The sequence below is a fragment of the Paenibacillus sp. DMB20 genome (assembly GCF_000987955.1).
Lineage (GTDB): Bacteria > Bacillota > Bacilli > Paenibacillales > Paenibacillaceae > Paenibacillus_AQ.
Map to the genome: position 1 here is coordinate 116,827 of NZ_LAZU01000011.1, position 9,351 is coordinate 126,177.

Annotated in this window: 4 protein-coding genes and 1 pseudogene; 4 read left to right on the forward strand and 1 reads right to left on the reverse strand. The window is 51.7% G+C overall.

The genetic code is table 11. From position 1 onward, the window contains the following. Positions 1 to 25 precede the first annotated feature (25 nt). The 4 genes and pseudogenes from XI25_RS03690 (at position 26) to XI25_RS03710 (ending at position 7,350) form a co-directional block, all read left to right on the forward strand. Entirely contained in the window at positions 26 to 721 is a 696-nt protein-coding gene (locus XI25_RS03690) for a heptaprenylglyceryl phosphate synthase (RefSeq protein WP_442950354.1), read from the forward strand. A gap of 305 nt (positions 722 to 1,026) precedes the next feature. Beyond that, positions 1,027 to 3,357 carry a DNA helicase PcrA gene (pcrA, locus tag XI25_RS03695; protein WP_046677418.1) on the forward strand — a complete coding sequence of 777 codons (2,331 nt, stop codon included), beginning with the start codon at positions 1,027 to 1,029 and terminating at the stop codon, positions 3,355 to 3,357. A gap of 791 nt (positions 3,358 to 4,148) precedes the next feature. Continuing rightward, positions 4,149 to 6,161 carry an NAD-dependent DNA ligase LigA gene (gene ligA, locus XI25_RS03700; protein ID WP_046677419.1) on the forward strand — a complete coding sequence of 671 codons (2,013 nt, stop codon included), beginning with the start codon at positions 4,149 to 4,151 and terminating at the stop codon, positions 6,159 to 6,161. 137 nt (positions 6,162 to 6,298) lie between these two features. After that, a pseudogene (locus XI25_RS03710) lies at positions 6,299 to 7,350 on the forward strand (IS3 family transposase). Positions 7,351 to 7,489: 139 nt separating this feature from the next. Here the strand turns inward: XI25_RS03710 and XI25_RS03715 are convergent. Next, positions 7,490 to 8,746, reverse strand: coding sequence for an MFS transporter (locus tag XI25_RS03715; RefSeq protein WP_046677421.1), 1,257 nt, complete (start codon positions 8,744 to 8,746; stop codon positions 7,490 to 7,492). Positions 8,747 to 9,351 lie beyond the last annotated feature (605 nt).

Sequence of the window (9,351 nt, forward strand, 5' to 3'; positions counted from 1 at the left end):
GTAGGTTACCCGTTAACGTGGAGGAATGACGTTGAAAGACTTAATCAAGCCCTGGAGGCATGTGTTCAAACTCGATCCCGAAAAAGAAATCCATGACGAAACGCTAGATAGGGTATGCATGTCGGGAACCGATGCGATTATGGTAGGAGGTTCCACCGGAGTCACGTATGAAAATACCGTGGATCTGCTGTCCCGCGTCCGCCGCTATGAACTGCCGTGCGTGCAGGAGGTATCCGATTTGGAAGCCGTCGTGCCGGGTTTTGATCTATATATGGTTCCCGTAGTACTAAATACGTCCGATACGACCTGGATCCTGGATCGACACCGCGAGGGCATCGAGCGTTATGGCTACATGATCCCTTGGGATCTGGTCGTGGCCGAAGGCTATATCGTGCTGAACCCGGAGGCTACCGTGGCGAAGCTGACGAAGGCCGAATGTTCCTTAAGCGAAGAGGCTGTGGCGGCGTATGCACAGATTGCGGACAAGCTGATGTATTTGCCAGTGGTTTATCTGGAATACAGCGGTGTTTTCGGAGATATGGAAACGGTGAAAAGAGTCCGCCGATCCATCGAGGATGCCCAGCTGTTTTACGGCGGCGGCATTACTACGGCCGAACAGGCTGCTCAAGCAGCCTCTGCTGCGGATACCGTTATTGTCGGCAATATCGTATATGACAACTTGGATCATGCGCTTGCCACCGTAAAAGCCGTTAAAGGCTGACACCTGACAAGATTCCCGAGGATCCGAGGATGTCGCACGTCCAAGAGATTGGGAAAATTAATTTTCTAGCGCAAAATCGATCGTACCTGCGGGTTCCGTTCTCCGGCCGTTTGGCAACGAGCTGATCGACAAAGGCTCCAGCCGAGAGAAGGTTTACGATACCGTATAGCCGAGCCGATACGAATACGTCGTTCAACCGTAAACCAGCTCGTTTTGGAAAATGGACCTCGTAACTCTTCATCTACTGTACTTCAACCGTGCTTCACTTACCCACCATACTAACAAAAGCAGGAGGCAACTGTAATATGCAGCCGATTAACATACACGAGGCGGTTCAGCGCCTCAACCCTCCGCAGCGGCAGGCGGTCGAAGCGACCGACGGACCGCTGCTCATCATGGCCGGAGCGGGCTCCGGCAAGACTCGGGTGCTTACGCACCGGATTGCTTACCTGATCGCCACGCGTAAAGCTCCGCCGTGGAGCATTTTGGCCATTACGTTTACGAATAAAGCCGCGCGCGAGATGCAGGAACGGGTGTCCAAGCTTGTCGGCGAGGAAGGCCGGGATATCTGGGTGTCCACGTTCCACTCCATGTGCGTCCGCATTCTGCGCAAGGACATCGATCGGATCGGCTTTACATCCAACTTCAGCATTCTGGATTCCACCGACCAGCTGTCGGTTATCCGGAACTGCATGAAGCATTTTAACATTGACACGAAAAAATTCGAGCCGAAAGCGATTCAAGCCGCCATGAGCACGGCAAAGAACGAACTGGTGACTCCGCAGCAGTATGAGCAGAAAGTGGGGGACTATTTTGAAGGCATCGTCGCCAAAGTGTACACCGAGTACCAAAAGCGCCTGAAGAGCAACAACTCGCTCGACTTCGACGACCTGATCATGGCCACGATTCAGCTGTTTAAGGAAGTGCCGGAGGTGCTCGATTTCTATCAGCGCAAATTCCAGTACATCCATGTTGACGAATACCAGGATACCAACCGGGCGCAGTACATGCTCTGCCGGATGCTGGCCGACAGCCATCACCGCATTTGCGTGGTCGGCGACAGCGACCAGTCCATCTACCGCTGGCGCGGAGCGGACATCAGCAATATTTTGAATTTTGAAGAGGATTACCCGGAAGCCCGGACGATCCTGCTTGAACAAAACTACCGCTCCACCTCCAATATTTTGAACGCGGCGAACAATGTCATCTCCCTGAACACGGGCCGCAAGCCGAAAAACCTGTGGACCGATCAAGGGGAAGGGCCAAAAATCAAAGTATTCCGCGGGGACACGGAGCATGATGAAGGTTACTTCGTCACATCCGAAATCAACAAAAACATCAAAGAAGGCAAATCCTATCAGGATCATGCCATTTTGTACCGCACGAACGCCCAGTCCCGGGTGATCGAGGAAATTTTGATCAAGTCGGATATTCCGTACCAGATCGTCGGCGGCATCAAGTTCTATGACCGCAAAGAAATTAAGGACATGCTTGCGTACCTGCGCCTCATTTCCAACCCGGACGACGATATCAGCCTGACAAGGATCATCAACGTGCCCAAAAGAAGCATAGGCGACACGACCGTCGGCAAGCTGGCGGCTGCGGCGGGGGAACGGGGAACGTCGATCTTCCGCGTGCTTGAAGTGGTGGACGATCTCGGATTTGCCAGCCGTACGCGCAACGCGCTGGTCGAGTTCTACGACATGATCGCTCAGCTGCACCGGATGGTCGAGTTCCTGTCGGTGACGGAGCTGACGGAAAAAATGCTCGAGATGTCCGGCTACCGTACGGAGCTCCAGGCTGAGAATACGATCGAATCCCGCTCCCGGCTGGAGAACATCGACGAGTTCCTGTCCGTCACGATGGAGTTCGAAAAGAACAACGAGGATAAATCGCTGGTCTCCTTCCTGACCGACTTGGCTCTGATCGCGGACATCGACTCCATGAACGACGAGGAAGAAGACCGCGACGACGCGGTCGTGCTCATGACTATGCACAGCGCCAAAGGGCTGGAGTTCCCGGTCGTCTTCATCATCGGCATGGAGGAGGGCGTGTTCCCGCACAGCCGTGCGTTCATGGATAACGAGGAGCTGGAGGAAGAACGCCGTCTTGCCTATGTAGGTATTACCCGCGCCGAGAAACAGCTGTTCCTTTCCTGTGCGCGGATGCGGACCTTGTTCGGTCGAACGACCGCCAACCCGCCGTCCCGCTTCCTGGATGAAATTCCGGAAGAACTGAAGGAAGACACCCAGATCGCGCACGACCGCTACCGCCGGGGTGGCAACGTCGGCGGTTCGTATGCAGGTCGCGGTTTTGGCAGCGGGAGAGGCAGCAACTTCGGGGGAGGGAACAGAGCCCGGGACCTGTCGCTTGGCGGCTCAACCGCATCGGCTGCTGCTGTGCAAAAGAGCCGCGTCACCGTTACAACGGGAGCGCCTTCGAGATCGGCGGCGGCCGGTGGCAGCGAAGGCGGCTTCAAAGCCGGGGATAAAGTATCCCACGGCAAATGGGGAACCGGTACGATTGTGTCCGTTAAAGGCACCGGCAATGATATGGAACTGCAGATTGCGTTCCCGGCGCCGGTGGGCGTGAAACGCCTGCTTGCCGGGTTTGCGCCGATTACCAAGGTGGAATAAAAGCAAGCGGAGGGCAGTGGTGGCGAGGAATGAAACGTCACCGGCATGTGATGGTGCATCATGGGCTGCAAAGGTGCCGTCGGCTGCGATAGTATGCCACAAATGTGCAAAAGGGCTTCACGGTGAGCAATGGTGTGCCACAGATGTCCAAAAGGCTAGGGTGAGAAGATGGTGTGCCATAGACGTCTAAAGGCGCTACGGGGCGAGTGATGGTACGACTAAGGTGCGGGATGAGACTACCGAGTACAATAGTACGTCACAGACGATATCGTAGTGGAGGGTTTGGACGAGTCCAAATCCGTCACGATCATATCCAGCGAGTATAAAAGGCGCCACGGCGAGCGATGATGTGCGCGAATGCGTGTAAATGCGCGTGAGCATGTGAAGGGCGTGTGGTCGGCTTTTTAAACCTGAGACAACGTGGGAAGCCTATGAAATAGACTATGGGGTTGAGGTTAAGCAAATTTAACGAACATAGGATCCGTTAAAGTAAACAATTGGCGGGAAATACGCCAGAATGACTCGAATAACGGAACTCATGTCCTTTAAAATCTAATTTTGGCTTCAAAATCCGATTTAACGGATCTCATGTCCGTTAGGTTTTCAGTGGAATGCCAGGAACGTCCCCACGCCCGTGCTCAGTGGAATGCCAGGGTCGCCCCAACGCCCGTGCCGTGAGTCCCATACCAGAGCCCAACGCCCTGTTGTGCATGCGACCAGCCGCCTTGCTGCGCATGAGTCCAGCACCCCTGCTGCGTATATTGTATAAATTTAAGGAGGATTGCCCCTGCATGGATGTCAAGGAAAAGATGGAGAAGCTCATTGCGGAGCTGAACAATTACAATTACCATTACTACACGCTGGATCAGCCGCTTGTGAGCGACAAAGAGTATGATGCGCTGTACGACCAGCTGGTAGCGCTGGAGCAGGAGACCGGAACGACGCTCCCGGATTCCCCGACCCAGCGGGTAGGCGGGGAGATTTTGAAAGGCTTTGTGCCGCACCGCCACTTGGCTCCGCTGTGGAGCCTTGACAAGGCCCAAAACATCGAGCAACTCCGGACCTGGCATGACCGTGTGGTCCGTTTGGTCACCGACTTCAACAACAAGAATCCCGACAATCCTCTTCCGTCTCCCTGCTACGCGCTGGAGCTGAAATTTGACGGCCTTACCCTCAATCTTACCTATACGGACGGCAAACTGGTACAGGCATCAACTCGAGGCAACGGGGTTGTCGGGGAAGGCATTTTGGCCCAGGTGAAGACCATTAAATCGGTGCCGCTGACGATTCCCTATAATCAAGGAACGATTGAGGTTCAAGGCGAAGGCATCATGAATTTGTCCGTGCTGGAGGAGTACAACAAAACCGCGGCCGAACCGCTCAAGAACGCTCGCAATGCGGCAGCTGGCGCGCTTCGCAACCTGAATCCGAAGGTGACGGCGGAGCGGAAGCTGAACGCCTATTTTTACAACGTCGGTTACTCCGACAACAAGAAGTTCAAGGACCATAAAGAAATGATGGATTTCCTGAGCGAGAACCGTTTAAAGGTCAATCCGTACATTTTCTATTTTGAGAATTTTGACGACGTGATGGAGCAACTGGCCGATATTGAAACCCGCCGTTCGGAACTGGACTACCTGATCGACGGAGCGGTGCTGAAGCTGACCGATTTCCGGACCCGGGAGGCTTTGGGATATACGGATAAGTTCCCCCGTTGGGCGGTTGCTTATAAGTTCGAGGCCGAGGAAACGACAACCATCCTGCAATCCGTGACCTGGAATGTCGGACGAACCGGGAAAATCACGCCGCTTGCGCGGGTCGAGCCGGTGGAACTTGCCGGAGTAACGGTTCAGAACTGCACGTTGAATAACGTCGGCGACATTGAACGCAAAAACCTCAAGTTCGCCCTCGGAACGCGCGTGTTCATCCGCCGCTCCAACGACGTGATCCCGGAAATTCTAGGCAAGGTGACGGAGGAAAACGACGGGGAAGAGATTCTGTATCCCGAGTCTTGCCCGGCATGCGGTTTCCCGCTTGAGCAGCGGGGCGCGCATTTGTTCTGCAACAACAAGACGGGCTGCAAGCCGCAAATTGTTGCGCGGATCACGCATTTTGCTTCCCGCGATGCCATGGACATCGAGACGTTCAGCGATAAAACTGCGATTCAGCTGTACGAAGAGCTGGGCGTGCGCGAGCCGGCCGATCTGTACACGCTTGGTTTTGAAAGCTTGGTCAAATTGGAACGTTTCGGCGAGAAAAAGGCCCGGAATCTGTTGGATGCGATCGAAAAGAGCAAGGGGCGGGATCTGGCGTCGTTCTTGTACGCGCTTGGCATTCCGAATACAGGCAAATCCACGACCAAAATGCTGGCCGATCACTACCGCGATCTCCATCGCGTAATGGAGGCGACCGCAGAGGAACTTGTGGAGCTACCGGACGTTGGCGGCATCGTAGCGGACAGCATTGCCGGTTATTTTGCCGACCCGTTTGCAAGAGCAAGCATCGAGAAAATGCTTTCCCTCGGCGTGCAGGCGAAGGCGCCGGAGACCCCGCGCCCTGTGAGTACGGACTCTTTTTTCAGCGGCAAGACGGTCGTTCTTACCGGTACGCTTCATCTCCTTACGCGTGAGGAAGCCACAGAAAAGCTCGAGGCGCTCGGCGCCAAAGTGACCGGCAGCGTATCGAAAAAGACGGATTTGGTCATTGCCGGAGAGAAGGCGGGGAGCAAGCTGGCCAAAGCACAGCAACTGGGCATCCAGGTGATTGAGGATGAAGAAGAGTTTGTGCGATTGCTGAACGAGTAAATAAATTGTAAAGGTAATTAAATTTTAAAAAGACGGTAAGGAATTACAAGTCCTTGGTATTATCCCCTTCTAGTAGACAAGAGAAAAAAGACATCTGGTAAGATGGATTTAATCTTGTTGAACGGAGGGGATTTTTCATGGCCAAAAAAGGACAAACCTTTCGGCAGTACTCCTTGGAGTTAAAGATGGAGGCAGTCCGGTTGGTGTATGAGGAGCATATGAGCATCCGTGAAGTGGCGAAACAGTTGGGCATTCGTAGTAAATCTCAAGTACAAACCTGGGCGGCGAAATATCGAACAGGCGAGATTTTAGAGCCAACTGCCACAAGACGAGGACGGCCGAAAACGAAGTTTTCCAGTATTGAAGAAGAAATGGCATACCTACGGGCGGAGATTGAATATTTAAAAAAGCAGTATCCCAATCTACACAAGGAGTGACGAAGAGAGCAGCTAGGTACGGAATCATCGAGGAAATGCGAAAGAGATTTTCGCTGAATTGGTTATTGGAGTTAGCAAATGTTTCACGGGCGGGCTATTACAAATGGGAGAAAAGCTCAGCAGACTGCCAGACAGCGTAAAGAAAAGGAAAACCTACTGGAAGCTCATATGTTGTCGCTCTACCGCCTTCATCCCTATTTTGGTTATCTGCGTATGACCGTTGCTTTACGGAAAGAAGGCTTCTTAGTTAACGTCAATTTCAGGCTGATGCTCCTTTATCTAAGCTGGTTACCGACATTACATACATACGTGTTGGAGAGCGTTTTGTCTACCTTTCGGCTATCCAAGATCTGTTTAACAACGAAATCGTGGCTTGGCGTCTTTCGGAACGAAATGATCTTGCCCTGGTTAGCGAAACATTAGAGGCACTAAGTAAGGACGTAAATTTGGAGGGAGTTATTCTCCATTCAGATCAGGGATTTCAATACACCTCCAAGCCATTCAACCATAAACTTAAAGGACTTGGGATCCTCGGAAGCCATTCCAAACGCGGAAACTGTCTGGACAATGCCTGTATAGAGTCCTTCTTTTCTCATCTGAAGACGGAAAAGATTTTTTTAAGCAAACCCGAAACCTTAGCTGAGGCAGAACAACAGGTACGCGAGTATATTTCATTTTATAATCAAAGTAGATTTCAGAAAAAATTAAACAACCGTTCCCCGGTCGAATACCGAGAAACGGTTGCTGCTTAAAAGTGTCTTTTTTGTTCTGTCTACTTGACAGGGGTATGACCAGATTGTGCAGCCGATAAGTGTCTTCATAGTATTGATGGATAAAAACAGGCGCCACGGCAAGACTGTATCAACCTCTGACTCGCTTGTGCACGTGATGCTATTCTTTGGACCACTGCTCAATTTTCGCATCAGATGGCAGAAGGAAGGCGAGCAGACCAAGCAGCGGGAGAAAGCTGGCCGCAATCATGACGTTGCCGATACCCCATGCGTCCCCAAAGTTGCCAAGCGCCAGCGAGCCGACGCCGCCCATGCCGAAGGCAAAGCCCGTAATCAGGCCCGAAACGGTGCCGATATTTCCCGGATGCAGCATTTGGGCGTACACGACAGTAACGGAAAAGCTCGACAGCAGGATAAATCCGCCGATAAGAAGCAGAACAGCCGCCCAGAAAGGCGTGGCAAAAGGCAAAACGATTGCAATTGGAGCCGTGCCGATCATGGAAAGCATGATCATATTCCGTCGACCGAAACGGTCGGCGAGCGGTCCGCCGAAGAACGTGCCGAGCGCACCCGAAGCCAGAAACAGAAAAATGTAGATTTGGGCATCGTCAATCGATATTTTGTAGGCATCCATCAGATAAAAGGCATAATAGCTGCTGATGGCAGCTCCGTACCAGGAACGCACAAAAACAAGGATAACGAGTACCATGGTGGCGTTCCAGATACTTTTTCGCCGGGCAGGGTCCATTAACCGGGCCTGAGCGCGTTTTTTGAACGTGTAGCCGGAATCGAGCATTTGCTTATACCAGCGGGCTACATAGCTTTGAACGACTATGCCTGCGGCAGCTACGATGGTAAAGCCGAGTGCCCCGATCTGGCCAAAAGGAACAAAAATATAACGGGTCAGCAGCGGTGCCAAGGACTGTCCTGCGTTTCCCCCAACCTGAAATATGGACTGGGACAGGCCCTTTCTCATTCCTGCCGCCATATGGGCGACCCGCATCCCTTCCGGATGAAAGGTTGCGGAACCGAGTCCGATCAGCACGACGGAGAAAAGCACCCATATGTAGGATCCCGCATAAGCCAGAATAAATACTCCGGCAAAAGTGAAACACATCCCTATGGGAAGAAGAATCGGCGTCGGCTTTCGGTCGGCCGCATAGCCGATAACCGGCTGGATGATCGAAGAAGTAAAGTTGATTGCGAAGGAGATCCAGCCGATCTGCGTAAAGGTAAGCAGCAGGTTATCCTTTAATATCGGAAAAATAGCGGGGATCACCGACTGGATCGAATCATTGAATAAATGAACAAAGCTGATCGCCAGCAAAATCCGGTATACCGTTTCCTGCCCCGTGCCGCTTGGAGCAGATTTGGGCAATGAAGCCGGTTTGGCGAGGCTCAGCGGTTTATCCGCCATTCCATTCAACTCCTTTCGTTACTTATGGTTTCATATAGTGAATGCGATGAACTTACATTAAAACCTTTTCTAATGGAAATCAATGCAAAAGTATTTGCTGTTTGTTTTTATAAAGATGCTCAAGCCTCAGGCTTTGAAATAATTTGCGTGGCTCTTAATCATTCGTTTTCTAATTTATAAGCAGAAGGGAGGAGAGGGAATATATCCGCGAGATGATGTAACAGCCTCACTGGCGGAGAGGGCGCAGATGTAGCTGGATTGTTATTTTGTCGAAATAAGCATGTCGCTTGGTTAACGATGCGGATCTGCAGGATATAATTGGAATGCATTATTTTAAGAAAAGTGCTTGATATATAACTGCAGCCGTGATATATTATTTCTTGTCGCTTCTGACGCTGAATTAAATAACTTTTAGCTGGCGTCGAAAGTTGTCGAAAAAAGTGTTGACAGCAATCGAGACACTTGATATAATAAGTACCTACGCTGATGAGTCGTTGTTAAACGAAATACAAGGCGTAACAAGTTCCTTGAAAACTGAACAAATGGAACACGTCAATGAAACAAAAGCAACGTGAATACGTTAGCTTCTAAATGAGCAAGTCAAA